Below are 24637 nucleotides of genomic sequence, written 5' to 3'. Positions count from 1 at the left end.
TGGCGTTCCGGGGCGCTTGCGGTCAGGATGCGTGCGTGAGTGGTCAGGCCGGAAGCATCCTCGCCGTCATCGCGGTGCTCGCCGCGCTGGCGGGCGCCGTCGTGGCCGTGCTGCGCCTGCGGGCCCGCCGGGGCATCGCGACGGCCGGTCAGCGCGCCACGTACGAGGTGCTGCACTCGGCCTCGCTGGCCGCCGAGCCGCTGCGCACCGGCCTGACCGCGGCGACGGCCGCCAAATCGGCCCGCCACCTGCGCCGGCTCGTCGGCGCCGTGGGCCTGGCCGTCTCCGACGGGGAGCGCTGCCTGGCCTTCGACGGCCGCGGCGGGCACCACGACGACCAGTTCGTCGCGGCGGCGCGGCGGGCCACGGCGAACAACCGCTCGATCGTCCTGGGCATGGCGGAGCTGCCGTGCGACCGGATGGACTGCGTCGTACGGGGCGCCGTCATCACCCCGCTCACCGGCACGGACGGACAGGCGCTCGGCGCGCTGGTGGCGGTCGCCGAGGATCAGCCGGCGCCGGGGCTCGTACAGGCGACCATGGAGACCGCCCGGTGGGCCGGGTCCCAGCTCGCCCTCGCGGAGCTGGACTCGTCCCGCGAGCGGCTCGCCCGTGCCGAGGTACGCGCGCTGCGGGCCCAGATCAGCCCGCACTTCATCTACAACGCGCTGACGGCGATCGCGTCGTTCGTGCGTACGGACCCCGAGCGGGCCCGGGAGCTGATCCTGGAGTTCGCCGAGTTCACCCGCTACTCGTTCCGGGCGCACGGCGAGTTCACCACGCTCGCCGAGGAGCTGCGCTCCATCGACCGTTACCTGACGATCGAACGGGCCCGCTTCGGCGACCGCCTGCAGGTCCGGCTCCAGATCGCGCCCGAGGTGCTGCCGGTCGGCCTGCCGTTCCTCTGCCTGCAGCCGCTGGTGGAGAACGCGGTCCGGCACGGACTGTCGCGCAAGCCGGGCGTCGGTATGGTGAGCATCGAGGCGCGCGACGCCGGCGCGGAATGCCACATCACGGTGGAGGACGACGGGGTCGGCATGGACCCCGCGGCCCTCGCGGAGGGTGTGGCGGAGGCGGCCAACGGCAAGGGGGACGACGCGGGCCAGCACGTCGGCCTCTCCAACGTCGACGAGCGGCTGCGCTCGGTGTTCGGCGACCATTTCGGCCTGGTGGTGGAGACGGCGCCGGGAGCGGGAACGAAGGTGAGCATGCGGGTGCCGAAATTCCACCCGGGGGTACGGGCATGAGCGGTGCTGCCGCGCGTCCGCCCGCCCGCCGCCGATGCGCGGGGGCTCGCGGATGAGCCTCGTCGTGCTTGCCGTGGATGACGAGCCACCGGCGCTGGACGAGCTCGCGTACCTGTTGAACGCCGATTCCCGGGTGGCGTACGTGCACCGCGCCGGGGACGCCACCGAGGCGCTGCGGGTCCTGCGCGACACCGAGGTCGACGCGGTCTTCCTCGACATCCGCATGCCGGGGCTGGACGGGATGGAGCTGGCCCGCATCCTGCGCCGGTTCGCGCGGCCGCCGTCGATCGTGTTCGTGACCGCGTACGACGACGGCGCGGTGGACGCCTTCGACCTCGGCGTCACCGACTACGTCCGTAAGCCGGTCCGCGCCGAGCGCCTGGGCGAGTCGCTGCGCCGGGTCGCCGGCCTGCGTGCCGTGCCGCCGCCCGCCCCGCCGAAGCGGGAGGACGAGCCGACCATTCCCGTCGAGCTGGCCGGCACCACGAGGATGCTGCCCCGCTCGTCGGTGCGCTGGGTGGAGGCCCAGGGCGACTACGCCCGGCTGCACACGGCCGACGCCTCGCACCTGGTCCGCGTGTCGCTGGCGACGCTGGCCGAGCGCTGGGCGGACGCCGGGTTCGTGCGGATCCACCGGTCGTACCTGGTGCAGCTGCGGCTGGTCGCCGAGCTGCGGTTGACCCAGTCCGGGTACGTGGTGACGATCGACGGCGCGGAGCTGCCGGTCAGCAGGCGGCACACGCGCGAGCTCAAGGACAAGCTCATCCGGGCCGCGAAGAACGACTGGACCCGCTGAATCCACAGCGTTGTCCACAGGTCCACAGGTTTGTCCCCAGAGTTATCCACAGGTCGCCGATCTTCACGAGTTGTCCACAAGTCCACCCCCGCGCCTGCACGCCTGATCAATAGGCTCCTTGCGTCCGCCCAGCACGATGCGGGTCGGCAGCAGCGGGAGGCACGGGATGAACGGCACGGCGGCGCGCAGGATCCTCCTGGTCGAGGACGAGCGGACCATCGCGGACGCGGTGGCGGCCCGGCTGCGGGCCGAGGGCTTCGAGGTCGCCATCGCGTACGACGGGCCCGCGGCGGTCGAGGCGGCCCGGCGCGATCGCCCCGACGCGATCGTGCTGGACGTCATGCTCCCCGGCTTCGACGGGCTGGAGGTCTGCCGGCGCATCCAGGCCGAGCGGCCCGTGCCGGTGCTGATGCTCACCGCCCGCGACGACGAGACGGATCTCCTGGTCGGTCTCGCGGTCGGCGCGGACGACTACCTGACCAAGCCGTTCTCGATGCGCGAGCTCACCGCGCGGGTGCACGCCCTGCTGCGCCGGGTGGCCAAGACGGCGGCGCCCGCGCCGCCGGAGACGCTGCGGTTCGGCGACCTCGAGATCAACCTGGCCGAGCGCCGGGTGCACCGGGCCGGTCGCGAGGCACACCTGACCCCGACCGAGTTCGACCTGCTGGTCCATCTCGCCGGCCGGCCCCGCACGGTCCTGCCCCGCGAGCGGCTCCTGGCCGACGTCTGGGGCTGGGCCGACGCCTCCGGCACCCGCACGGTGGACAGCCACATCAAGGGCCTGCGGCGCAAGCTCGGCGCCGACCTGATCCGCACGGTGCACGGCGTCGGCTACGCGCTGGAGGTCTCGCGATGACGCTGCCGGCCCGGATGTTCGGCTGGCTGCCGCGCCCGCTCGACCCCGTACGGTCCATCAAGGCGAAGCTCTCCGTCGCGCTCGGCCTGGCCGGCGGGGTCGGGTTGCTGATCTTCTGGTGGAGCCTCGACTGGATGCGCGTCGAGCTGTCCTGGTTCGCGATCGCGGTGGCGCTCGGCCTGGTCACGCTGCAGGTGGCGGCGCACGGCGCGACCGTGCCGCTGCGCGAGATGACCGTGGCCGCCAAGGCCATGGCACGCGGTGACTACACGCGCCGGGTGCGCGCGACGTCCCGCGACGAGGTGGGCGAGCTCGCCACCGCGTTCAACCAGATGGCCGCGGACCTCGCGGCCGCGGACCGGCAGCGGCGCGAGCTGATCGCCAACGTCTCGCACGAGTTGCGGACGCCCATCACCGCCCTGCGCGGCCTGCTGGAGAACATCGTCGACGGCGTCTCCAGCGCCGAGCCGGACACCATGCGCGCCGCGCTGGCCCAGACCGAACGCCTGGGCCGCCTGGTCACCGAGCTGCTCGACCTGTCCCGGCTCGACGCCGGCGTGGTGCCGCTCGCCCACGACCCCATCGACCTGCACGACTTCCTCACCGACGTGGTGCGCGAGGCCCGCGTCAACGCCGACGGCACCGGGCACGACGTCCGGTTCGAGGTGGCCACCCCGCGGATCCGCCTCACCGGCGACCGGGAGCGCCTGCACCAGGTCTTCGCCAACCTGCTCGACAACGCGGCCCGGCACAGCCCGCCCGGCGGCACGGTCACGGTCCGCGCGGAACGCCACGACCAGTACGTCCGCATCGCGGTGACCGACGAGGGCGACGGCATCCCGCCCGCCGAACGCGACCGTGTCTTCGAGCGCTTCACCCGCGGCGACCGCGCCGAGGGCGGCGGCACCGGCCTGGGCCTCGCGATCGCCCACTGGGTCGTGCAGCTCCACCGCGGCACGATCGCCGTCGTCGACCCGCCTCCCCTCCTGCTCGACGACGGCGCCAGCCGCCCGGCGGCGGTCCGCGTGCGGTCCGGCTGCCACATCCACGTGACCCTGCCGCTGCAACCGGCCTGATCCGTACGGGGGACGACATGGTCTCGACGAACAATGCCGCACCGAGACGCCCGGAGGCGTCCGGCCCGGTGGGTGGCTGGCAGGCCACGCCGCTGCACGGGCCGTGGGCCGACCTCTCGCTCTTCGGGCGCCGCTGGCCCGGTCCCGGCCGGCCCGCCTCCGCGGCCACCGTCGCCGCCGTCGGCGCGGCGGGCGTGGTCGCCGCGCTCAGCGTGCCGCTGGACCGTGGCGGCGTCGGATGGGCGGTCACGGCGATGGCGGGCGTCGCTGCGCTGGTCGTCGCCCGGGTCGTGCCGGGGCGGCCTGCGGGGCCGGCGCCGCTGGTGCCCTGGCAGCCCCGGACGCTGGGCCCGGAGCGGTTCGGCTGGTCGGCGGCGACCGTGGCGCTGCTGAGCGTCGGCACCGTCCGGGCCGCCGGATGGCTGATCGTGCTGTGCCTGCTCACCGCCCTGCTCACCGGCGCGCTCGCGGTGACCGGCGGCCGGTCGGCGCGGGGCATCGCGCTGGCCGCCCTGATGGCCCCGTTCGCCGGCATGCGAGGGCTGCCGTGGCTCGCCCGCGGCGCCACCGTGCTTCGCCGCACCGGCGGTGGGCTGCGGGTGACGGCGACGATCGGCGTGTCCGTGGCTCTGCTTCTGGTGTTCGGGTCACTGTTCGCCTCGGCCGACGCGGCCTTCGCCGGCCTGGTCGCCTCGGTCGTCCCGGACCTCGACGCCGGCACGGTCGCCCGCTGGGTCTTCGCCTTCTGCGCCGCCGTCTGCGTGCTGGGCGGAGCGGCCTTCCTCCGCGCCGCCCCTCCGGATCTGTCCGGACTGGACGGTGGTGGCAACCGGCGGGTCGCGCGGCTCGAATGGGCGATTCCCCTTTCCCTGCTGGTGCTGTTGTTCGGCCTGTTCGTCGGCATTCAACTGACCGTCCTCTTCGGAGGGTCCCGGCACGTCCTGGACACCGACGGCCTCACCTACGCCCAGTACGCCCGCAGCGGCTTCTGGCAGCTGCTCGTCGTCACCGGCCTGACCCTGCTCGTCCTCGCCGGCGCCGCTCGCTGGGCGCCGCGGGAGACGCGTACGGACCGGGTGCTGATCCGCTCGGTGCTGGGGACGCTCGCCCTGCTCACCCTGGTCGTCGTCGCCTCGGCGCTGCACCGCATGAACGTCTACTCCGACACGTACGGGCTCACCCGCCTGCGTGTGCTGGTGGCGCTCTGCGAGCTGTGGCTGGGCGTGGTGTTCCTGCTGGTCCTGGCCGCGGGCGTACGGCTGCGTGCCCGGTGGCTGCCCCAGGCCGTCATCGCCGCCGGGGTGCTCGCGCTGCTCGGGCTCGCCGCCGCCAACCCGGACCGCCTCATCGCCGACCGCAACGTGACCCGGTACGAGCAGACGCAGAGGATCGACACCGCGTACCTGTCGAACCTGTCGGCGGACGCCGTACCGGCCCTGAACCGGCTCGGCCGCCCGCACCGCGACTGTGCCCTCGACCCCATCAACCGGCGGCTCGAGAGGCAGCCGGACGACTGGCGCGGCTGGAGCCTGGGCCGGGAAGAGGCCCGTGACGTGCTGGCGGAGAACCCACCGGCCTTCTCGCTCACCTGCCCTCGCCCGTACGCCGGCGAATAGCTGAACCGAACGGGCCGGCTCGCGCCGCTGCAGGCGAGATGCCTTGACTTTGGTGGCCGAGCGGCAAGACTGCCGGTCATGAACGGCGACACGGGCGACGCAGCCGGCACCCCGCGGCCCGCCCGTGCCGAGCCAGGCGACGCGGCCGGCACCCCGCGGGCCGGCCGCCCCGCCGGCGCCACCGCCTTGCCGCCGCTGCGTACCCGAGTCGTGCTCGGGGAGGCCGCCGCGGCCCGCCGGGCCTCCCCCGACTCGGTTCGTGCCGAGCTGGCCGAGCAGACCCCGGTCGGCGAGGCGCTGGTCAAGGGCCTGGTCCGGGCCCAGCTGGCCCTCGCGGTCCGGCTCAGCCTGGTCGTGGTGGCCGGTCTGGGCGCCTTGCCGCTGCTCTTCGCGGTCGCGCCCGCGGTCGGGCGGGTCAAGGTGCTCGGCGTCAACCTGCCGTGGCTGCTGCTCGGGCTGCTGTCCTTCCCGTTCCTGCTCGGCGTCGGGTGGGCGTACGTGCGCTGGGCCGAACGCAACGAGCAGGACTTCACCGCCGTCATCCGCAGGCCCGAAGCGTGAACCCGTACGTCGTCCCCGGGCTGGTCGTGGTCGTGCTGGTCACGGTCGGCATCGGGGCGTACGGGCTGCGCTTCGCCCGGACCACCTCCGATTTCCTCGTCGCCTCCCGCTCGGTCAGCCCGGCGTGGAACGCGGCGGCGATCAGCGGCGAATACCTGTCCGCCGCCTCCTTCCTCGGCGTCGCGGGTCTCGTGCTGCGGTACGGCCTCGACGTGCTCTGGTATCCGGTCGGGTTCGCCGCCGGCTACCTGGCGCTGCTGCTGTTCGTGGCGGCGCCACTGCGCCGGTCCGGGGCGTTCACCCTGCCCGACTTCTGCCAGGTACGGCTGCGGTCGCCGTTGTTGCGCCGCCTCGCCACGGTGTTCGTCGTCTTCATCGGCTGCCTCTACCTCGTGCCGCAGCTGCAGGGCGCCGGCCTCACGTTCACCACGGTCACCGGCGCCCCGTACGAGTGGGGCGCCCTGCTGGTCGGCGTGGTGGTCACCGCGAACGTCGCACTGGGCGGGATGCGGGCGATCACGTTCGTGCAGGCGTTCCAGTACTGGCTGAAGCTGACCGCTCTGGCCGTACCCGTCATCTTCCTGATGCTGCAGTGGCAGTCGGACGGGCGACCGGCCGTCACGCCGCCGGCCGGTCCGGTCTTCGCCACCGCGACCACCGTCGTGGTGCAGCAGGACGCCGTGCTGGACGGCACGGTGAAGGTGCGCGCCGGGGAGGAGCTGACGTTCGCGGCGGGCGAGCGGGTGCCCGAGGTCAGTTCCGTCGACGACAACCGGGGCGTCGCCTGGTTGCTGCCCGGCGGGGATTCCAGCCTCTTCGCCACGTATTCGCTGATTCTCGCGACGTTCCTGGGAACCATGGGGTTGCCGCACGTCCTGGTGCGTTTCTACACGAATCCGGACGGCGCCTCGGCCCGGCGGACCACGCTGGTCGTGCTCGGCATGGTCGGCCTGTTCTACCTGCTGCCCACCATGTACGGCGTCCTCGGCCGGGTCTACACCCCGCAGCTGCTGATGACCGGGCAGACCGACGCGGTGGTGCTGTTGCTGCCGGAGGCGGCGCTCGGCGGCGGTCACCTGGGGCAGTTCCTCGGCGCCCTGGTCACCGCCGGCGCGCTCGCCGCGTTCCTGTCGACCTCGTCCGGCCTGCTCACCAGCGTCGCGGGCGTGGTCTTCACCGACATCCTGCACGCCGAGCGCGGTGGGTCGGTCCGCGACTTCCGGCTCGCCACCGTGCTCGCGGCGGTCCTGCCGCTGGGCCTGTCCCTGTACGTGTCCAACATGGACGTGTCCCGGGTCGTCGGGCTGGCGTTCGCGGTGGCCGCCTCGAGCTTCTGCCCGCTGCTCGTGCTGGGTATCTGGTGGCGGGGCCTGACCGACGTGGGTGCGGCCGCCGGGATCCTCGCCGGGGGAGGTGCGGCGATGACCGCGGTGCTACTGACCGTGATGGGCCCGCCGCTGGACGGCTGGTACGCGCAGCTCATCGGGCAGCCCGCGGCGTGGACCGTACCGCTGGCCTTCGTCGTGATGGTGGCCGGTTCACTGCTGACCAAACGCCGGATACCACCTGATATCGGCTCGACGATGCTGCGCCTGCACGCCCCGGAGGAGCTCCGGCTCTAAATTTTTAGCAAAGTTACCTGAACCCTTCGGTGTGGACGCTCCGTAGATAACGATGCTGCAACGCCGCAGCTCGTCGACATCCGAAGGAGCGGTGCATGTACCGGAGAAGCAGACTGACCGGCCGGACGCGCAAGGTGATCATCGGCGTCGCGGCGGCGGCCCTCGCGGGCGGCGCGTTCGCCGTCAGCACCGGGATGAGCAGCGCGGGCGAGAGCTGCGCCGGGCTCGACACCGCGCTGCAGAACAACCTGAACTTCATCGCCGGCCAGAAGGCGAACCCCGACGCGCTGTCCGACGCCCGGATCGCCAACCGCCAGGCCGTCGTCGACCTGATCAACCAGCGCCGCGCTGCCGCCGGCTGCACCGGCAACGTCCAGGCTCAGCCGCCGGCGCAGCAGGCCCCGGCCCAGCCCCCCGCCCAGCAGGGTGGCGGGCAGCAGGCCGGCGGGCAGCAGGGCGGCCAGCAGGCCGGGGGACAACAAGGCGGCCAGCAGGCCGGCGGGCAACAAGGCGGCGACGTCGTCTGCAAGGGCAGCACCGTGACCCTCTCCGGCGAGGGCGGCGCCCCGGCCGCGTCCAGCGGCACCTTCCCCATCGGAACCACCCTCAAAGTGACCAATCTGGACAACAACAAGAGCATCACGGTCAAGGTGGCCACCCCGTCCGGCAGCTGCGTGCTGCTGAACAACGCGGCCTTCGAGCAGGTACGCGAATCGGGCAAGTTCCTCATCCGGCGCGCCGTGATCGAACGCGTGGGCTGAAAGCCGCACAAGCCGAGCGGCCCGGGCCCCACACGGGGTGGCCCGGGCCGCTCGCCACCCGCTAGGTTCAGGGGCATGACCGTCCCCCACCAGCGCTTAAGCCCCGATCCGGCGCTCGCGCTGCACGGTCTGATCAAGCGATTCGACACGAAGGTCGCGGTTGCCGGGATAGACCTGGATGTCCCGGCTGGTTCCTTCTTCGGCCTGCTCGGCCCCAATGGCGCCGGCAAGACCACGACGCTCTCGATGGCCGTCGGCCTGCTGCGGCCCGACGCGGGCACGGCCCGGATCCTCGGGTACGACGTGTGGACGGACCCCGCCGCGGCCAAGGCGAGGATCGGCGTGCTGCCCGACGGCGCCCGCCTGTTCGACCGGCTCACCGGTGGCGAGCTGCTCGCGTACCACGGGTTGTTGCGCGGCATGGACGCCGACGTGGTGAACAAGCGCAGCGCCGAGCTCATGGACGTGCTGGAGCTCGGCGCCGGCAACCGTACGCTCGTCGTCGACTACTCCGCGGGCATGAAGAAGAAGATCGGGCTGGCCTGCGCGATGCTGCACGCGCCGCGGCTGCTCGTGCTGGACGAGCCGTTCGAGGCCGTCGACCCGGTGTCGGCCGCGCTGATCCGCGACATCCTCCACCGGTACGTGGCCGGCGGCGGCACCGTGGTCTTCTCCAGCCACGTGATGGCCGTCGTCGAGCGGCTCTGCAGCCACGTGGCGATCATGGCGGACGGCACGATCCGGGTGCGCGGCACGCTGGCCGAGGTCCGGGGCGACCGGTCGCTCGAGGACGTCTTCGTCGAGGTGGTCGGCGGGCGCACGGCGACCGGCTCGGAGCTCGCGTGGCTGTGAGCCTCCGGCACTTCGTACGGCTGAAGCTGCGCCTGACCGCCAACGGCCTGCGCGGACAGTCCTGGCGGGTGGCGCTGTTCGTGCTCGGCGCGGTCCTCGCGGCGATCGCGGCGGTCGGCGGGTACGTGGCCTTCAGCGCCGCCGGCCTGCTGGGCGAGGAACGCGCGGCCGAGGCGGTGCTGCCCCTCGGCGGCGCCGCCGTGGTGCTGGGCTGGCTGTTCCTGCCGCTCGTGTTCTTCGGCGTGGACGAATCGCTGGACCCGGCGCGGTTCGCCCTGCTGCCGCTGCGCCGCCGCACGCTCATCGGCGGCCTCTTCGTCGCCTCGCTGGCCGGGGTGCCGGCCGTCGCCACGTTCGCCGGCACCCTCGGCATGGTCCACACGGCGGCCCGGCTGGGCGGTCCGGTCGCCGGCGTCGTCGAGTTCGTCGGCGTGGTGACCGGCCTCCTGCTGTGCGCCGCGGTGAGCCGGGCGGTGACCAGCGCGTTCGCCACGGCGCTGCGCAGCCGCCGGGCCCGCGACCTCGCCACGGTGCTGCTCGCCGTCACCGCCGCCCTGCTCGGTCCGCTCCAGCTCGCGGCCCTCGCCGGCGCCGAGCGCGCCGACTGGGGTGGCGTCGCCCGGGTCGCCGACGTGGTCGCGTGGACGCCGTTCGGCGCGCCGTACAGCATGGGTCCGGACGTGGTGGCGGGCCGGGCCTGGGCCGTACCGGTCAAGCTCGCCATCGTCCTGGTCTCGATCACTCTGCTGCTGTGGTGGTGGTCGGCCACGCTGGAGCGCGCGATGCTCGGCGCCGCCGCGAACGCGCGGCCACGACAGCGCTCGGCCCCCGAGCGCACGCCCGTCGAGCAGCTCGTCCCGCGCTGGCTGCCGGCCAACCGCTTCGGCGCGCTGACGGCGCGCGAGATGCGCTACTGGTGGCGCGAGACCCGGCGACGCGCCAGCCTGATCACTTTCAGCGTGATCGGCGTCTTCCTCCCCGTCATGCTCGCGGTGAGCTCCGGCTCCCGCAGCTTTCCCACCGGCATGCTGGTGTTCGTGGGCGCGCTGGCGGCGGTCAGCCTCGCCAACCAGTTCGGCTTCGAGGGCAGCGCCTACGCGGCCAACGTCGTGGCCGGCGTCCCGGGGCGCGTCGAGCTGGCTTCCCGGGTCGCCGGCTTCTCCGTGTACGTCGGCCCGGCGTTCGTGGCCATCGCCGTGGTGGTCGGCGTCGTGACCAACCGGCCCGCCGCCATCCCGGCCACGGTCGGCGCGCTGGTCGCGGGCTACGGGATGGCTCTGTCGATCGTGCTGTCGATGTCGATCCGGGCGGCGTACGCCCTGCCGGAGACGGCCAACCCGTTCGCGATGTCCTCGGGCGGCGGCACGGCGAAGGGGCTGCTCAGCTTCGTCGCCCTCATCGCCGCGGCGATCGCCACTCTCCCGCTGCAGCTCGGCGCCCACTTCCTCCCCGGCGCCTGGCTGTGGGCCGGGCTTCCGGCCGGGATCGCGTACGGGGCGGCCGGGTTGCTGCTCGGGCTGCGGCTGGCCGGCCGTACCCTCGACCGCCGCATGCCCGAACTCCTCGCCACCGTGAGCGCCGCTCAGTAGAGGGTGCCCATCGCGGCGCGCACCTCCTGCAGTGTCTGGTCCGCGATCGCGTTGGCCCGGGCGTTGCCGGTGCGCAGCACGTCGCGCACGTGGCCCAGATCCTTCGCGTATTCGGCCCGCCGCTCGCGCATCGGGGCGAGGAACTCGTTGACCGCCTCGGTGACGGTCCGCTTCAGCGCCGCGGCCCCCGCGTGGCCGATCGAGGCCGCCACCTCGTGCGGGTCGCGGTCCAGGCAGAGCGCCGCGAGCTGGACCAGGCCGGACACGCCGGGGCGGCGGTCCGGGTCGTAGGTGATGGTGCGGTCCGGGTCGGTGGTGGCGCCCTTGATGAGCCGCGCCGTCTCGTCGGGGGTCGCGGAGAGCGCGATCGCGTTGCCGCGGCTCTTGCTCATCTTCCGGCCGTCGGTGCCGGGCAGGACGGGGGCGATGCTCAACAGCCCTTCGGGTACGGGGAAGACCGGGCCGTACCGCTCGTTGAAACGCCGGGCGACCGTACGCGTGACCTCGATGTGCGGCATCTGGTCCTGGCCGACGGGCACGAGGTTGCCCTTGCAGAACAGGATGTCCGCGGCCTGGTGCACCGGGTACGTGAACATCAGCCCGCTGACCGTGCTCTGCCGCGAGTGCACGATCTCGTCCTTGACGGTCGGGTTCCGTTGCAGCTCCGGCACGCTGACCAGGCTCAGGAACGGCAGGAGCAGCTGGTTGAGCGCCGGCACGGCACTGTGCGTGAAGATCGTCGCGTGGTCGGGGTCCAGGCCGGCCGCCAGGTAGTCGAGCAGCAGCCCGTCCACGGTCTCGCCGAGGCGCTCGGCGACGTCACGGTCGGTCAGGACCTGGTAGTCGGCCACGATCACGAACATGTCGACGCCGCGCTGCTGGAGGCGTACGCGATTGCGCAGAGTCCCGAAGTAGTGGCCGAGATGCAGCGGCCCGGTGGGCCGGTCGCCGGTGAGCACGCGGAAGTCGTACGGGGCCGCGTCGATCCGGTCCTCGAGCGGGACGGTGGTCGTGGTCATGCTCTGTTCTCCTCGAGAGTCGTGGACGGCCCTGAGGGAGACACAGAGGCGGGCCGTCCGATCGGACGGCCCGGGCGCGCGGGGTCAGCCGTCCTCTAGGACGGCCACCAGCTCTGCACGCGCGCGGAATTCATGGCCCCAGCATATCCAGGGTCGCGGGTGGCCGCCCGTGGTTACCGTGTGGGCATGTCGGTGATCGACCCGGATTCGCCGACGGAGCGTTCCGGGCGGCTCTTCCTCACGTCGTGGTTCGGCGCGTGGGCGGCGGCGTCGGCCCTGGAGAAGCTCACCGCAGGAGCTCTGCGCGGCCTGGTGTTCCTCGCGGCGGCCGCGATCCTGGTCGCCGTGGCCGCCGCCATGCTGCGCACCGACTCCCGCCGCGACGACCCCGGCTGGACCCGCCGGGACACGTACGCCGTCCTGGCGGTGTCGGTCGGAGCCGTCACTCTCATCCTGCGCGGCCTCTTGCGCGCCCCCGACTCCTGGGCGGCGGCCGCCTCCCCGATCTGGATCGCGCTCGCCGTCGGATACGTGGTGCTCCGGCGCCGCACCGTCCGGCGGCAGAATGTTTCACGTGAATCCTGAGCCCGGCGCGCACATCCATTCGAGCGACCCGTTCGCCACGCCCGACCGGGACAAGTCCCCGGTACGCCGGCTCCGCGGGCGGCTTGCCGCGCCGGTGACGCTCTGGACCGCCCCGGGCCCCGCCGGCCTCACGGTGTCGTCGATGCTCGTGGCCGACGGCGATCCGGGCCGCGTGCTCGGCCTCGTCGACGAGGAGAGCGACTTCTGGGACGCCGCCGCCACCGCCAAGCGCTTCGCGGTCACCCCGTTGCGCCCGGGTGACCAGCAACTGGCCGACAAGTTCGCCGGGTTGATGCCGGCTCCCGGCGGGCTCTTCGCGGCCGGGGAGTGGGTGGAGACCGATTACGGGCCCGTACCGGCCGGCGCCGGAACGTGGGCGGGCTGCCGGCTCGACGGGGAGCGCCCGTACGGCTGGGCCCTGCTGGTCGAGGCCACCATCGAGACCGTGACCTTCGGCGACGCGGACGCCGTACCCCTGATGCATTTCCGGGGTCGTTATCGATCACTCGACCGGTAAGCGCACCCTGACTGCCGCTCGGCGCACCTGCCGACCGGCGGCCAGTGATCGACGCCACTGCTTCGTACGGTGCCGGAAAGACCCGCCCCTACGAAGGTGGTGAGCCACGTTGACAACCGAAACGACTTCGACCGACAGGTATCTCGAGGTCCAGCGTTCCGAAGAGTTCGCGGGGTTGCGCCGCAAGCTGCGCAACTTCGTCTTTCCCATGACGATCGCTTTCTTCGTCTGGTACGCCCTGTACGTCCTGCTTTCCGCGTACGCCCGCGGCTTCATGTCGGTGAAGCTGGTGGGCAACATCAACGTCGCGCTGCTGTTCGGCCTGCTGCAGTTCATCTCGACGTTCCTCATCGCCTGGTACTACTCGCGCTACGCGGCGCGGGAACTCGACCCGATCGCCGACAAGATCGGCGGCGAGCTGGACGACGCCCTCGCCGGTCGCACCCGTGAGCCGGAGGCCACCGTCGGCGCCGAACCCGCGGCGACCACCCCGGCCGCCGAGGCCACGACCACCCCGGAGGCGACGGCCACCACCACGACCACGGACCCGGAGGCGGCCAAGTAATGGAGAGTCACTTCCTGCTGGCCGCGGAGGCCTCCTCCTCGACCAGTCGCACGCTGACCATCACCCTGTTCCTCGTCTTCGTCGCCATCACGCTGGGCATCACGGTCTGGGCCAGCCGCCAGACCAAGACGGCCACCGACTTCTACGCCGGCGGGCGGCAGTTCTCCGGCTTCCAGAACGGCATGGCCATCGGCGGCGACTACATGTCGGCGGCGTCGTTCCTGGGCATCGCCGGCCTCATCGCCCTGTACGGCTACGACGGCTTCCTCTACTCGATCGGCTTCCTGGTCGCGTGGCTCGTCGCGCTGCTGCTGGTGGCGGAATTCCTGCGCAACTCGGGCCGGTACACGATGGCCGACGTGCTGGCGTTCCGCATGCGGCAGCGCCCGGTACGCACCGCCGCGTCCGTCTCCACCATCGTGGTGTCGATCTTCTACCTGATCGCCCAGATGGTCGGCGCCGGCGCGCTCGTCAGCCTGCTGCTCGGCATCAAACCCGGCACCACCTTCCTGGGCATGGACGCCGACACCGCGAAGATCGCGACGATCATCCTGGTCGGCGCGCTGATGATCGTGTACGTGGTGGTCGGCGGCATGAAGGGCACCACGTACGTCCAGATCGTCAAGGCGTTCCTGCTCATGAGCGGCGCCCTGGTGATGACCCTGCTGGTTCTCGCGCACTACAAGTTCAACCTGTCCAGCCTGCTGGGCGACGCCGCGCAGCAGTCCGGCAAGGGCACCGCCTTCCTCGAACCCGGCCTGCGGTACGGCGTCGAGACGGCGGGCGACGCCGCCAAGACGTTCTACAGCAAGATGGACCTGCTCTCGCTGGGCATCGCGCTGGTGCTGGGCACGGCCGGCCTGCCGCACATCCTGACCCGCTTCTACACGGTTCCGACCAGCCGGATCGCCCGCAAGAGCGTGCTCTGGGCCATCGGCATCATCGGCACCTTCTACCTGTTCACCCTGGCGCTGGGCTTCGGCGCGGCGGCCCTGGTGGGCGGCAAGGCGATCACCGCGCAGGACAAGGCGGGCAACACGGCCGCCCCGCAGCTGGCCCAGAAGCTCGGCATCGACTACCTCGGCGGCGACACCGGCGGCGCGGTGCTGCTGGCGATCATCGCGGCGGTCGCGTTCGCCACGATCCTCGCCGTGGTGGCGGGCCTGACGCTGGCGTCGTCGTCAAGCGTCGCGCACGACTTCTACGCCAACGTCATCAAGCGCGGCCAGGCCGGCGAGCGCGACGAGGTGAAGGTGGCCCGCATCTCGGCGTTCGTCATCGGCGCGATCGCGATCGTGCTGTCGATCTTCGCGCAGAGCCTGAACGTGGCGTTCCTCGTAGCGCTCGCGTTCGCGGTGGCGGCCTCCGCCAACCTGCCGGCGATCCTCTACAGCCTGTTCTGGAAGCGGTTCAACACCTCGGGTGCGCTCTGGTCGATCTACGGCGGTCTGATCAGCGCGGTGTTCCTGGTGTTCTTCTCGCCGGTCGTGTCGGGTTCGCCCACCGCGATGTTCCCGGACAGCGACTGGCACTGGTTCCCGCTGTCCAACCCGGGCATCATCTCCATCCCGATCGGCTTCCTCTGCGGCTGGATCGGCACGGTGATCTCGAAGGAGACGGACGCCGACAAGTACGCCGAACTGGAGGTCCGGTCGCTGACCGGCCACGGCGCCCATTAACGGGCGAAGGTGAACGCCCAGGGGCCGACGCGCGAATTGCGCGTCGGCCCCTCTCGCCTAAAGTAGCCTGCATGTCAGTGCAGCAGCGGTTCGGCGAGGGACATCGGATTCTGGTCAGCGGCGGGGCCGGTTTCGTGCCGTCCCATCTCGTCGACGCGCTCATCGCCCGGGGCTGCACCGTCGTCGCGCTCGACAACTTCGTCACCGGCTCCGCCGAGAACGTCGCGCACCTCGCCGCCGAGCCGCGGTTCACGCTCATCGAGGCGGACGTCGCCGAGGGGCTGCCGGCCCACCCGGCGATGACCGAGCGTTTCGACGCGATCCTGCACATGGCGTCCCCGGCCAGCCCCACGGACTTCGCGAAGATGCCGGTGGAGATCCTCAAGGTCGGCTCGGCGGGCACGCTCGCGCTGCTCGACCGGGCCGTCGCCGACCACGCCCGCTTCCTGATGGCCTCGACCTCGGAGGCGTACGGCGACCCGGCCGTGCACCCGCAGCCGGAGAGCTACTGGGGCAACGTCAACCCGATCGGCGTCCGGGCGGTGTACGACGAGTCCAAGCGCTTCTCCGAGGCGGCCACCATGGCGTACCACCGCTTCCACGGGCTCGACACGGCCATCGTGCGCATCTTCAACACGTACGGCCCCCGCATGCGCCCCGACGACGGCCGGGCCATCCCCACCTTCATCAGCCAGGCGCTGCGCAACGCCCCGATCACCGTGCACGGCACCGGTGCGCAGACCCGCTCGATCACGTACGTGGACGATCTGGTCCGCGGCATCCTGCTGCTGCTGGACTCGACGGAGACCGGGCCGATCAACTGCGGCACCGAGCACGAGCTCACCATGCTGGAGCTCGCCGAGCTGATCGTGAAGCTGGCCGGCAGCGACTCGCGCATCGAGCTGATCGAGCGTACGGCCGACGACCCGGAGAAGCGCCGCCCCGACCTCACGCTGGCCCGCACGCTGCTCGGCTACGAGCCGCAGGTGAGCCCGGAGGAGGGCCTGCGCCGGACGATCGAGTTCTTCGCGAAGTGAGTAATTCTTCGCAGTAGTGAACGTTTCACGAACGGTAATTGTCTCCTACGTTCGTGCCGAGCCGGTGTGGATGCACGGTTTGCGTCGATCCCGGCTCGTAATCTGAACTCATGTCTGCGATCTCGTCCCCTTGGGGTGGCCCCGCCGGCCGGGCTTCGGTGCCGGGCTCGATGGGTATTCCGGGCGCCATGAACCGCGCCTCGATACCCGGCTCCTCCGGTCGCGTGGGTACCGGCCGTCCCGGCTCCGGCCGGACGTACGGCGACCGCCCCACGTCCGGCGCGGGTCGTGCGTACGGGGGCAGCGACCGCCCCGCCGGGCGCTCGTACAGCGACGGCGTGGACGACTGGCCGCCGCGCGGCGCCGGGGGCGGACCGGGCGGACCGGCGGGACCGCCGCGCGGACCGGGTGGCGGACGACCCGGCGGCCGGCCGTACAAGGGACGGCGCAAGCCGCGCTGGGGCCGCATCGCCCTGGTCGCCGGCGCCGCGGTGCTCGTGCTCGGCCTCGTCGCCGGCATCTCGCTCTACGGCTACGCCAACGGGCTCAACGGCGACCTGAAGCGCACCGACGCCTTCTCGGACCTCACGAACGGCAGGCCGGTCAAGACCGTCGACGGGGCGCTCAACATCCTGCTGGTCGGCAGCGACTCCCGGGACCCGGACGCCTCCAAGGAGACGACGAACGCCTGGCGCGCGGACACGCTGATCATCATGCACATCCCGGCGGACCACAAATCCGCGCAGCTCGTGTCGATCCCCCGCGACCTGTGGGTACAGATCCCGTCCGCCAACGACGCCGACTGCAGCAGCGGCAGCCGGGCCAAGATCAACGCGGCGTTCGCGTTCGGTGGCCTGCCGCGCGCCGTCCGTACGGTCGAGTGCATGACCGACGTGCACCTGGACCACGTGCTCGCCATCGACTTCGGCGGCTTCAAGGAGGTCACCGACGCCCTCGGCGGCGTGGACCTGAAGGTGGAGCAGTCCATCACCTCGATCCACAAGCCGCACCGCAAGTTCACCAAGGGCACGATGCACATGAACGGTGCGGAGGCGCTCGACTGGATCCGCCAGCGCAAGCAGTTCCCGCAGGGCGACTTCGCCCGGATGCGCCACCAGCAGGAGTTCCTCAAGGCGCTGATGGACAAGGCCGCCAGCACGGGCACGCTGAGCAACCCGGCCAAGCTCAACAACTTCCTCAAGGCGGTCACCAACGCCGTCACCGCCGACCAGGACTTCTCGCTCACCGACATGGCGCTGCAGTTCCGCAGCCTGCGCGGCGACAACCTCACCTTCATCACCAGCCCCAACAAGGGCAGCGCGACCATCGCGGGACAGAGCGTCGTCGTCTCCGACCGGGAGAAGGCTTTGGCTATGTACAAGGCGATCGCTGCCGACAAGATGGGCGAGTGGATGACGGCGAACAACCCGAAGTCCTCGCAGACGGGCGGCTGATACCCCAGAAATCAGGCAAACGGCGCGGGTCGGCGGTAATCGCCACCCGCGCCTTTGCATGAACACCGGGTGTCATCGATCTGAAACTCTCAAGGCCTCGCACGAGATCGAAGTTGAACGTACAGTGACATCCGCCGTTGGCCCCGAGCGCTTATTGGAGAGCACATGACCGTCCAGACCACCCGGCGTCCGTCGTCGCCGGAGCGGGACGGCAGTCGTACTCCCCAGCGCAGCACCCGGGCCCCCGTGGTGGCGGCGCCGCCGAAGCGGAAGAAGCGCAAGGACCCGCTCTGGGCCAAGGTCACCGTCGTGTTCGGCGCGGTGCTCATGATGGGCAGCGGCGCGGGCGTCGCCGGCACCAAGTGGCTGGTCAGCAACGCCACCGACGCGGTCACCCAGGAGAACCTGCTCGGCGGCAACCAGAAGGGCACGGCCGAGGGTGGCGGCGACATCAAGGGCCCGATCGACATCCTGCTGATGGGCGTCGACGCGCGTAAGCGCTGGGCGGTGGACGACCTGCGCTCCGACACGATCATCGCGCTGCACATCCCGGCCAGCCACGACCAGGCTTACCTGGTGTCGATCCCGCGGGACACCGAGATGCAGGTCCCGGCGTTCCCCAAGGCGAAGTACGCGGGCGGCACGGCGAAGGCCACCGAGGTCTTCTTCCACGGCGCGCAGAACGGCGGCGGCTGGGCGGGCGGCGCCCAGCTCATGGCGCAGACCATCAAGGCCAACACCGGGATGACCTTCGACGGCGCGGCGATCATCGACTTCAACGGCTTCAAGAGCGTGATCGACGCGCTCAAGGGCGTGCACATGTGCGTCGACCAGGAGGTCAAGTCGCACCACATGCAGATCGTCAACGGCAAGCCGATGTACCTCGCCGAGGCTCGCAAGACCCCCGGCACCCACGAGCCCGTCGTGCACAAGAAGGGCTGCCGTGACATGGAGGGCTGGGAGGCCCTCGACTACGCCCGCCAGCGGTACGGCCTCAAGAACGGCGACTACGACCGCCAGCGCCACCAGCAGCAGCTGATCAAGGCGATCGCCAAGAAGGCGGCGAGCAGCGGCGTGCTCACCAACCCGCTCAAGGTGAACAGCCTCATCAAGGCGGCCGGCAAGGCGTTCGTGCTGGACACCGGCAACGTCCCGGTCGTCGACTTCATCTTCGCGCTCAAGGGCGTGGCGGCCAACGACATGGTGCTGCTGCGCACCAACAACGGAACCTTCGCCGGCAACGGCAACGGCCGCGAGACGATCACGCCGAAGAGCATGGAGATGTACAAGGCGGTCCGGCAGGACAAGCTCTCGCAGTTCATCCTGGCCAACCCGGACGTCGTCGCCAACGAGAAGTAGTTCTACCCTGGTGGCGTGTTCGGACCTCAGGTACCCAGCGTGACCCCGGCTCAGGTCGAGCCGTCGGCCTACCTGCTCGACGTGCGCGAGCCCGACGAGTGGCAGGCTGGCCACGCCCCGCACGCCCACCACCTGCCGATGATGGAGGTGCCGGCCCGGATCGCCGAGATCCCCGCCGACACCGAGGTCGTGGTGGTCTGCCGGTCCGGCGGCCGCTCCGGCCAGGTGGTCTCCTATCTCATGGGCAACGGCTGGGACAACGTCCGCAACCTCGACGGCGGCATGCAGGCCTGGGCCGCCCAGGGCCGCGAGGTCGTCAGCGAGAACGGGCAGCCGGCCCGCGTGCTGTGACACCGCAGCGTCCCCTGGTCTTCGCGCACCGCGGCGGCGGCGACGCGCTGCCCGAGCACACGCTGGCCGCGTACCTTCGGGCACTTGCCGACGGCGCCGACGGGGTGGAGTGCGACGTCCGGCTGACCCGCGACGGGCACCTGGTCTGTGTGCACGACCGGCGGCTGAACCGGACCAGCAACGGCACCGGACGGGTGAGCCGCAAGACCCTCGCCGAGCTGAACGAGCTGGACTTCGGCTCCTGGCACGCCGCCGCGGCGGAGCTCGCCGAGGAGGAGCTGGTCGAGCACACCCGCCTGCTCACCCTGGACCGGTTGCTGACGACGCTCTGCGAGCGCAACCGCCCGGTCCGGCTACTCATCGAGACGAAACACCCGTCACGGTACGGCGCCGAGGTCGAACGCACGCTGGTGGAGACGCTGCGCCGGTACGGGCTGGCGGAGCCTTCCCCGGCGTCGCCCGTACAGGTGACCGTGATGTCCTTCGCCGCGCTCGCCCTGCGCCGGGTCCGCGCGCTAGCCCCCGCCCTCCCGACCGTCTACCTCCTGGAGATCCTGCCGCCGGGGGTGGGCCGGGGCCGGCTCCCGTTCGGCGCCCGGATCGCCGGCCCGGGTGTCGGGCTCGTCCGCTCGCGGCCCAACCTCATCCCGACGCTGCGCGCCGCCGGGCTGCAGACGTACGTGTGGACCGTGAACGACGAGCCGGATCTCGAGATGGTGCTCGCGGCCGGTGCGGACGGGATCATCACCGACCGCCCCCGGTTCGTGATCGACAAGCTGGAAGACGCACGGCCGGTGTGACACGGGACACTCCCCGCCCGATCAGCGGCAAGATCCACACTCTCCGCCCTGCCCAAACCGCCGGAAGCGAGGCACACTCGCAGACATGCCGGATGGACCCGACTACACCGCGCTGACGCGGGGGCAGCTCGCGCTCCTGAGACGGATCGACACGGGCGAGACCGGCCTCGCCGCGCTGCACCACCTCGTCCGGCTCGCGCTGGACGTGCTCGGCGGCAGCGGCGCCGGCTTCGCGGAGTGCGGCGCCGAGGACGGCCGCATCGTCGCGGCCGCCGGCGTCTGCGAACACGCGCTGGGCCGCCGGGTCGGCCACGACCGGCTGACCGCGGACGCCGCCACCTTCCTGCCCGTCGAGCCGGCCGAGGACAGCACCGGCACGGACCACCTGCTCATCACGCGCTGCGAGGTCGGCGACGTGCTCGTCGGCTTCCTGTACGTGGCCTACACCGAGCTCGACACCGACCCCGGCCCCGAGTACCACGCGGTGCTCGACCTCCTCGCCGCGCACGCCGCCCACCTGTACGGCGACCGCGCCGGCCTGCCCGTGCACGGCGACAGCCCGGAGGCGGCCGGCGCCTGGCTCACCGCGACGGGCGTTCCGCAGCTGCCGGCCACCCCCGAACGCACCCACGAGGACCGCGACCTGTTCGTGGCGGTGACCAGCCACGAGCTGCGGACGCCGGTCACGGTCATCAAGGGGTACGCGGACACGCTGACCAACCACTGGGAGTCCCTCGGCGAGGAGGGCCGTCGCGAGGCGGTACGCGTCGTCGGCGCCCGCGCCGGTGAGCTGGCCCGCCTCGTCGACCGGCTGCTCTCGGCCACCAGCGACGACGGCGGCATCGGCGGCTCCCCGCCGGGCCCGTTCGACCTCGTGGACGCGTTGCGGGCGGCGATGGGCGAGCTCCCCGAGGACCTGCGCCGCCGGCTCGTCGCGGATCTGCCCGCCGAGCTTCCCAAGGCGTTCGGCGACCGGGAGTCGCTCGCCACGATCCTCACCGAGCTCGCCACCAACGCGGACAAGTACTCGCCGGACGGGACCGAGGTGACCGTGACCGCGGCCGCCGACGACACCACGGTCACGTTCCGGGTCGCCGACCGCGGGATCGGCGTACGGCCCGAGCACGTCGAGCGGGCCTTCGAGCGCTACTGGCAGGGCGAACCGGACGACGACGGGCGCAACCCCGGCGCGGGTCTCGGGCTGTATCTCGTACGCCGCATCGTGGAACGCCAGCGGGGGTGGGTGTCGTTGCGGCCCCGTGCGGGCGGCGGCACAGTCGCCGAGGTCAGCCTGCCCCGGGCGTGACGCTCACTGTGGACACGGGTGGCCCGCGTCACCCGCGCCGGCCCCGTACCGCCTAGGCTGGTTCGCCGTGAGCAAGCGTCGAAAGAACCCCCGAGCCGCCGCAGGCGCGGCGCCCAAGACCAAGGTGCGTGACGTCTTCGTCGCCCGGCCGTTCGAGGGCCTGGCCGACGAAACCGAGTGGATCGCCCTGCGTGAGCTCGTCCCGGCCGCCTCCGCGCCGCTGACCCTGAAGCCGGAGATCGTCGAGGAGTACGGCGACCGCCCGGTCACCCTCTCGACGGTCCTGCCGATGGCGTGGCCGGCCATGACCCGCCAGGACGGCCGGGTGTTCGTCGGCCTCCAGCGCCACCTGCAGTCCGGTGACGTGTCGCGGGACATCGCGGAAGCCGTCCTGTGCGCGCTGCGTACCCAGCCGGGCGGCACCGTGGCGGTGCCCGCGCTGCCCGGCGAGGGTCCCCGCCTCCAGGACATCCTCGTGGACGGCCCGCTCGACATCAGCATGCACGAGGGCTTCGAGTACTGGCTGGACGCGGAGCAGGCCGAGGACGCCAACGTGAAGGCATCGCTCGAGCGGGCCAACGCGTCGATCTACCCGACCGTCCGCATGGCCGCGGCGCACGCGGCGTACTGGTGCCGGGTGCCGGACAAAGCGCACGTGCGCTGGGTCCTGCCCGACCAGGAGGACGCGGCGCTGGACGCGCTGGCCCGCCTGTCGGCCGCCGGTGACCTGCTGCTCGGCGAGGGCACGAAGTTCGCCGGCATGTTCCGCGCCCACGGCCTGCTCGTCCCGGTGTGGGACGTCCCGGGCGAGCCCGAGGCCGGCGACTGGGAGGCGCCGCTCGCCGACTTCGCCAAGCGGTACGCCGACACCCTCGCCGAGACCGCCCCGCTCGACGCCGCCGCGCGCCGCGCCAAGCAGGGTCTCGTCGGCCGCCAGCTCACGCTGCGCTGAGATGGACGACTCGTTCGGCGGGCATGACCTCGACCGGGACGTGTGGCTGCCGTACTACCTGCCGCATTGGAGTTCGCGGGAGGCGTCGGCGGCCACCTACCGGGTGCGCGACGGCGAGTTGACGCTGAGCATCCCGCCCGGGCAGGGCCTGTGGTGCGAGGGTACGCACGCCGAGCCACTGCGGGTCTCGGCCGTGCAGAGCGCGAGCTTCTCCGGGCCGGTGGGCAGTCCCGTCGGCGGCCAGCCGTTCCGGGAGGGGCTGCTGGTCGCCGCCGAGGAGCCGGGCTTCTTCGGGTACACGCCGCTCTACGGGCACGTCGAGGTGCGGGCCCGGGCCGTCGTCACGCCGCGGTCCATGGTCGCCTTCTGGATGTCCGGGATCGAGGACAAGCCCCAGCACTCCGGCGAGATCTGCGTGATGGAGATCTTCGGATCTTCCGTACGGGACGGCTCGTGCGAGGTCGGTATGGGGCTGCACAAGTTCCGCGATCCCGGCCTCAGCGAGGACTGGGCGGCGCCCCGCCTCGAGATCGACGTCACGCAGTTCCACACCTACGGCGTGGACTGGGCGCCCGGTTCGCTCACCTTCACGGTCGACGGCGAGGTCGTCAAGCGGGTCGCCCAGTCACCGAACTATCCGATGCAGCTGATGCTGGCCGTCTTCGACTTCCCCGCCAAGGGCGGTCCGGCGGCCGTGCCGGAGCTCATCGTGTCGCACGTACGGGGGGATTGAGCGGCGCCCGCTCGACCGGGCAGGACATGCAGCGCGGGCCGCCCCGGCCGGAGCCGAGCTCGGAGCCGCTGATCGCGATGACCTCGATGCCGGCGCGTTCCAGCTGCGCGTTGGTCTCGACGTTGCGTTCGTACGCCACGCACAGCCGCGGGGCCAGGGCGAGGGTGTTGTTGCCGTCGTCCCACTGCTCGCGCTCGGCGGTCACCGGGTCCAGTCCGGTGTCGATGATGCGCAGCCGCTCGATGCCCATCGCCTCCGCCGCGGCGACCAGGAACGGCCGGCCCTCGCCTACCACCGGCTCACCGTCGAAACCCTTGGTCACCGGGTACGCCCGCAGCGTGTCGGCGACGTTCGGGTACATCACCACGGCGTCGACGTCGACCATCGTGCAGACGGTGTCGAGGTGCATCGTGGCGCGCTCCTGCGCGATCGGCACCACGAGGATCGTCTCGGCCAGGCCGGCCGCGAAGACCCGGCGGGCCAGCCGCTCGGCCCCGGCCGGCGTGGTGCGCTCCCCGACGCCGATCGCGAGCACCTCCGGGGCGAGCAGGAGCACGTCGCCGCCCTCCACGTGCTCCAGGCCCGGCGTGTAGAGCAGCTCCGTGCCGGCGAACCGGGGGTGGTGGGTGTAGATCGCCCGGGTCAGCGTGGTCTCCCGGCCGCGGGCGGGCATCGCGAGGCTCGTGACCGCCGCCTTGTCGCGTACCCACACCGACGAGTCGCGGGTGAACAGCAGGTTGGGCAGCGGGTCGATGACGAAGTCGTGCCGGTCCATCAGCTCGTACACCAGGCCGCCGGCCCGGCCGGGCCCCGGCTTGACCTCCTCGTGCGCGAGGCCGGCCATGAGGACGTGGGCCAGCTCGCGCGGGGCGAGGTCGGCGAGGTGCGCGGCGACGCGTTCGCGGAGGGTGTCGCCCAGCCGGGGGGACTCGAGGACGCTGCGGGTGAGCTCGGCACGGGCCTCGGCCACAGTGAGCGTCTCCTCCAGCAGCCTGCCGAGGTAGAGCACCTCCACCCCGCGGTCGCGCAGGGCCTGGGCGAACCGGTCGTGCTCCTCCTGCGCGCGGCCCACCCACGGGATGCCGTCGAACAGCAGGGAGTCGTTGTTGCGCGGGGTGAGGCGGGCCAGCTCGGCGCCGGGCCGGTGCAGGATCACGGTGGCGAGGCGGCCGACCTCGCTGTCGACATATGGGGCCACGTCGTCGAGCCTAGGTCCTGCGCTCCGATCCAGCGCGGCGAGCCGATTTTGTCCCCACTGTCCGCATCCGTCCTGTGACGTAGCGCCAAGATCCGGGAGACGGATG

Annotated in this window: 23 protein-coding genes and 1 pseudogene; 22 read left to right on the top strand and 2 right to left on the bottom strand. The window is 72.0% G+C overall.

Annotated elements, in window-relative coordinates:
• Positions 1-35: 35 nt before the first annotated feature.
• From AB0K03_RS18935 to AB0K03_RS18890, 10 genes are all read left to right on the top strand, one after another.
• On the top strand, positions 36-1247 hold the full coding sequence (locus AB0K03_RS18935; RefSeq protein ID WP_364686379.1) for a histidine kinase: 1212 nt from the start codon (positions 36-38) through the stop codon (positions 1245-1247).
• A 52-nt stretch (positions 1248-1299) separates the two neighbouring features.
• Positions 1300-2043: a LytTR family DNA-binding domain-containing protein gene (locus tag AB0K03_RS18930; RefSeq protein ID WP_364686376.1), complete on the top strand. Its 744-nt coding sequence runs from the start codon at positions 1300-1302 to the stop codon at positions 2041-2043.
• Between the two features lie 166 nt (positions 2044-2209).
• Positions 2210-2899: a response regulator transcription factor gene (locus AB0K03_RS18925; protein ID WP_364686373.1), complete on the top strand. Its 690-nt coding sequence runs from the start codon at positions 2210-2212 to the stop codon at positions 2897-2899.
• Positions 2896-3975, top strand: a complete 1080-nt coding sequence (locus tag AB0K03_RS18920; protein WP_364686370.1) for a HAMP domain-containing sensor histidine kinase — start codon at positions 2896-2898, stop codon at positions 3973-3975. Before AB0K03_RS18925 ends, AB0K03_RS18920 begins: the two co-directional genes overlap by 4 nt.
• Positions 3976-3992: 17 nt before the next feature.
• Positions 3993-5591, top strand: coding sequence for a DUF4173 domain-containing protein (locus tag AB0K03_RS18915; RefSeq protein WP_364686367.1), 1599 nt, complete (start codon positions 3993-3995; stop codon positions 5589-5591).
• Positions 5592-5669: 78 nt separating this feature from the next.
• Positions 5670-6152, top strand: a complete 483-nt coding sequence (locus AB0K03_RS18910; protein WP_364686364.1) for a hypothetical protein — start codon at positions 5670-5672, stop codon at positions 6150-6152.
• Complete coding sequence (locus AB0K03_RS18905) at positions 6149-7774, top strand: cation acetate symporter (protein WP_364686361.1); 1626 nt, start codon at positions 6149-6151, stop codon at positions 7772-7774. The genes AB0K03_RS18910 and AB0K03_RS18905 overlap by 4 nt, the downstream gene beginning before the upstream one ends.
• Before the next feature lie 95 nt (positions 7775-7869).
• A complete protein-coding gene (locus AB0K03_RS18900) occupies positions 7870-8535 on the top strand; it encodes a hypothetical protein (protein WP_364686359.1) in 666 nt (221 codons plus the stop codon).
• 75 nt (positions 8536-8610) lie between these two features.
• A complete protein-coding gene (locus AB0K03_RS18895) occupies positions 8611-9387 on the top strand; it encodes an ABC transporter ATP-binding protein (RefSeq protein ID WP_364686356.1) in 777 nt (258 codons plus the stop codon).
• Complete coding sequence (locus tag AB0K03_RS18890; RefSeq protein ID WP_364686770.1) at positions 9384-10976, top strand: ABC transporter permease; 1593 nt, start codon at positions 9384-9386, stop codon at positions 10974-10976. Before AB0K03_RS18895 ends, AB0K03_RS18890 begins: the two co-directional genes overlap by 4 nt.
• On the opposite strand, the gene trpS is transcribed toward AB0K03_RS18890, so the two are convergent.
• Entirely contained in the window at positions 10970-11995 is a 1026-nt protein-coding gene (trpS, locus tag AB0K03_RS18885; protein WP_364686354.1) for a tryptophan--tRNA ligase, read from the bottom strand. The genes AB0K03_RS18890 and trpS overlap by 7 nt on opposite strands.
• Before the next feature lie 186 nt (positions 11996-12181).
• Between trpS and AB0K03_RS18880 the strand changes: the two genes are divergently transcribed.
• The 12 genes and pseudogenes from AB0K03_RS18880 to AB0K03_RS18825 all read left to right on the top strand — a co-directional run bounded on the left by AB0K03_RS18880 (position 12182) and on the right by AB0K03_RS18825 (position 23333).
• On the top strand, positions 12182-12580 hold the full coding sequence (locus tag AB0K03_RS18880) for a hypothetical protein (RefSeq protein ID WP_364686351.1): 399 nt from the start codon (positions 12182-12184) through the stop codon (positions 12578-12580).
• Complete coding sequence (locus AB0K03_RS18875; protein WP_364686348.1) at positions 12561-13097, top strand: flavin reductase family protein; 537 nt, start codon at positions 12561-12563, stop codon at positions 13095-13097. Before AB0K03_RS18880 ends, AB0K03_RS18875 begins: the two co-directional genes overlap by 20 nt.
• Positions 13098-13206: 109 nt before the next feature.
• Positions 13207-13524 (top strand): annotated as a pseudogene (locus tag AB0K03_RS18870) (DUF485 domain-containing protein); the annotation flags it as partial.
• Between the two features lie 137 nt (positions 13525-13661).
• Entirely contained in the window at positions 13662-15341 is a 1680-nt protein-coding gene (locus tag AB0K03_RS18865) for a cation acetate symporter (RefSeq protein WP_364686345.1), read from the top strand.
• Between the two features lie 71 nt (positions 15342-15412).
• Positions 15413-16378 carry an NAD-dependent epimerase/dehydratase family protein gene (locus tag AB0K03_RS18860; protein ID WP_364686342.1) on the top strand — a complete coding sequence of 322 codons (966 nt, stop codon included), beginning with the start codon at positions 15413-15415 and terminating at the stop codon, positions 16376-16378.
• A gap of 188 nt (positions 16379-16566) precedes the next feature.
• Positions 16567-17832 (top strand): LCP family protein, encoded by a 1266-nt coding sequence (locus AB0K03_RS18855; protein ID WP_364686767.1) that lies wholly within the window; start codon positions 16567-16569, stop codon positions 17830-17832.
• 165 nt (positions 17833-17997) lie between these two features.
• Entirely contained in the window at positions 17998-19191 is a 1194-nt protein-coding gene (locus AB0K03_RS18850) for an LCP family protein (protein WP_364686339.1), read from the top strand.
• Positions 19192-19206: 15 nt separating this feature from the next.
• The gene (locus AB0K03_RS18845) at positions 19207-19542 is read left to right on the top strand and encodes a rhodanese-like domain-containing protein (protein WP_364686336.1); all 336 of its coding nucleotides are present in this window, start codon (positions 19207-19209) and stop codon (positions 19540-19542) included.
• A complete protein-coding gene (locus tag AB0K03_RS18840) occupies positions 19539-20342 on the top strand; it encodes a glycerophosphodiester phosphodiesterase family protein (RefSeq protein WP_364686333.1) in 804 nt (267 codons plus the stop codon). Before AB0K03_RS18845 ends, AB0K03_RS18840 begins: the two co-directional genes overlap by 4 nt.
• Positions 20343-20427: 85 nt before the next feature.
• Positions 20428-21648 (top strand): HAMP domain-containing sensor histidine kinase, encoded by a 1221-nt coding sequence (locus AB0K03_RS18835; RefSeq protein WP_364686330.1) that lies wholly within the window; start codon positions 20428-20430, stop codon positions 21646-21648.
• Between the two features lie 67 nt (positions 21649-21715).
• A complete protein-coding gene (locus AB0K03_RS18830; protein WP_364686327.1) occupies positions 21716-22600 on the top strand; it encodes a DUF5926 family protein in 885 nt (294 codons plus the stop codon).
• A gap of 1 nt (position 22601) precedes the next feature.
• Complete coding sequence (locus tag AB0K03_RS18825) at positions 22602-23333, top strand: glycoside hydrolase family 16 protein (RefSeq protein ID WP_364686324.1); 732 nt, start codon at positions 22602-22604, stop codon at positions 23331-23333.
• On the opposite strand, the gene AB0K03_RS18820 is transcribed toward AB0K03_RS18825, so the two are convergent.
• Entirely contained in the window at positions 23305-24531 is a 1227-nt protein-coding gene (locus tag AB0K03_RS18820) for an arginine deiminase (RefSeq protein ID WP_364686321.1), read from the bottom strand. The two genes, AB0K03_RS18825 and AB0K03_RS18820, sit on opposite strands and share 29 nt — an antisense overlap.
• Positions 24532-24637: the final 106 nt, after the last annotated feature.

Source organism: Actinoplanes sp. NPDC049316, from assembly GCF_040677315.1.
Lineage (GTDB): Bacteria > Actinomycetota > Actinomycetes > Mycobacteriales > Micromonosporaceae > Actinoplanes.
Note: the sequence above shows the minus strand (reverse complement) of the source record. Positions and strands in the feature narration are given on the sequence as shown.

Coding starts and splice junctions, on each gene's coding strand:
- AB0K03_RS18930 (WP_364686376.1), top strand. CDS start 1,300: ATGAGCCTCGTCGTGCTTGCCGTGGATGACGAGCCACCGGCGCTGGAC.
- AB0K03_RS18925 (WP_364686373.1), top strand. CDS start 2,210: ATGAACGGCACGGCGGCGCGCAGGATCCTCCTGGTCGAGGACGAGCGG.
- AB0K03_RS18920 (WP_364686370.1), top strand. CDS start 2,896: ATGACGCTGCCGGCCCGGATGTTCGGCTGGCTGCCGCGCCCGCTCGAC.
- AB0K03_RS18915 (WP_364686367.1), top strand. CDS start 3,993: ATGGTCTCGACGAACAATGCCGCACCGAGACGCCCGGAGGCGTCCGGC.
- AB0K03_RS18910 (WP_364686364.1), top strand. CDS start 5,670: ATGAACGGCGACACGGGCGACGCAGCCGGCACCCCGCGGCCCGCCCGT.
- AB0K03_RS18900 (WP_364686359.1), top strand. CDS start 7,870: ATGTACCGGAGAAGCAGACTGACCGGCCGGACGCGCAAGGTGATCATC.
- AB0K03_RS18895 (WP_364686356.1), top strand. CDS start 8,611: ATGACCGTCCCCCACCAGCGCTTAAGCCCCGATCCGGCGCTCGCGCTG.
- trpS (WP_364686354.1), bottom strand. CDS start 11,995: ATGACCACGACCACCGTCCCGCTCGAGGACCGGATCGACGCGGCCCCG.
- AB0K03_RS18880 (WP_364686351.1), top strand. CDS start 12,182: ATGTCGGTGATCGACCCGGATTCGCCGACGGAGCGTTCCGGGCGGCTC.
- AB0K03_RS18875 (WP_364686348.1), top strand. CDS start 12,561: ATGTTTCACGTGAATCCTGAGCCCGGCGCGCACATCCATTCGAGCGAC.
- AB0K03_RS18865 (WP_364686345.1), top strand. CDS start 13,662: ATGGAGAGTCACTTCCTGCTGGCCGCGGAGGCCTCCTCCTCGACCAGT.
- AB0K03_RS18860 (WP_364686342.1), top strand. CDS start 15,413: ATGTCAGTGCAGCAGCGGTTCGGCGAGGGACATCGGATTCTGGTCAGC.
- AB0K03_RS18855 (WP_364686767.1), top strand. CDS start 16,567: ATGAACCGCGCCTCGATACCCGGCTCCTCCGGTCGCGTGGGTACCGGC.
- AB0K03_RS18850 (WP_364686339.1), top strand. CDS start 17,998: ATGACCGTCCAGACCACCCGGCGTCCGTCGTCGCCGGAGCGGGACGGC.
- AB0K03_RS18835 (WP_364686330.1), top strand. CDS start 20,428: ATGCCGGATGGACCCGACTACACCGCGCTGACGCGGGGGCAGCTCGCG.
- AB0K03_RS18825 (WP_364686324.1), top strand. CDS start 22,602: ATGGACGACTCGTTCGGCGGGCATGACCTCGACCGGGACGTGTGGCTG.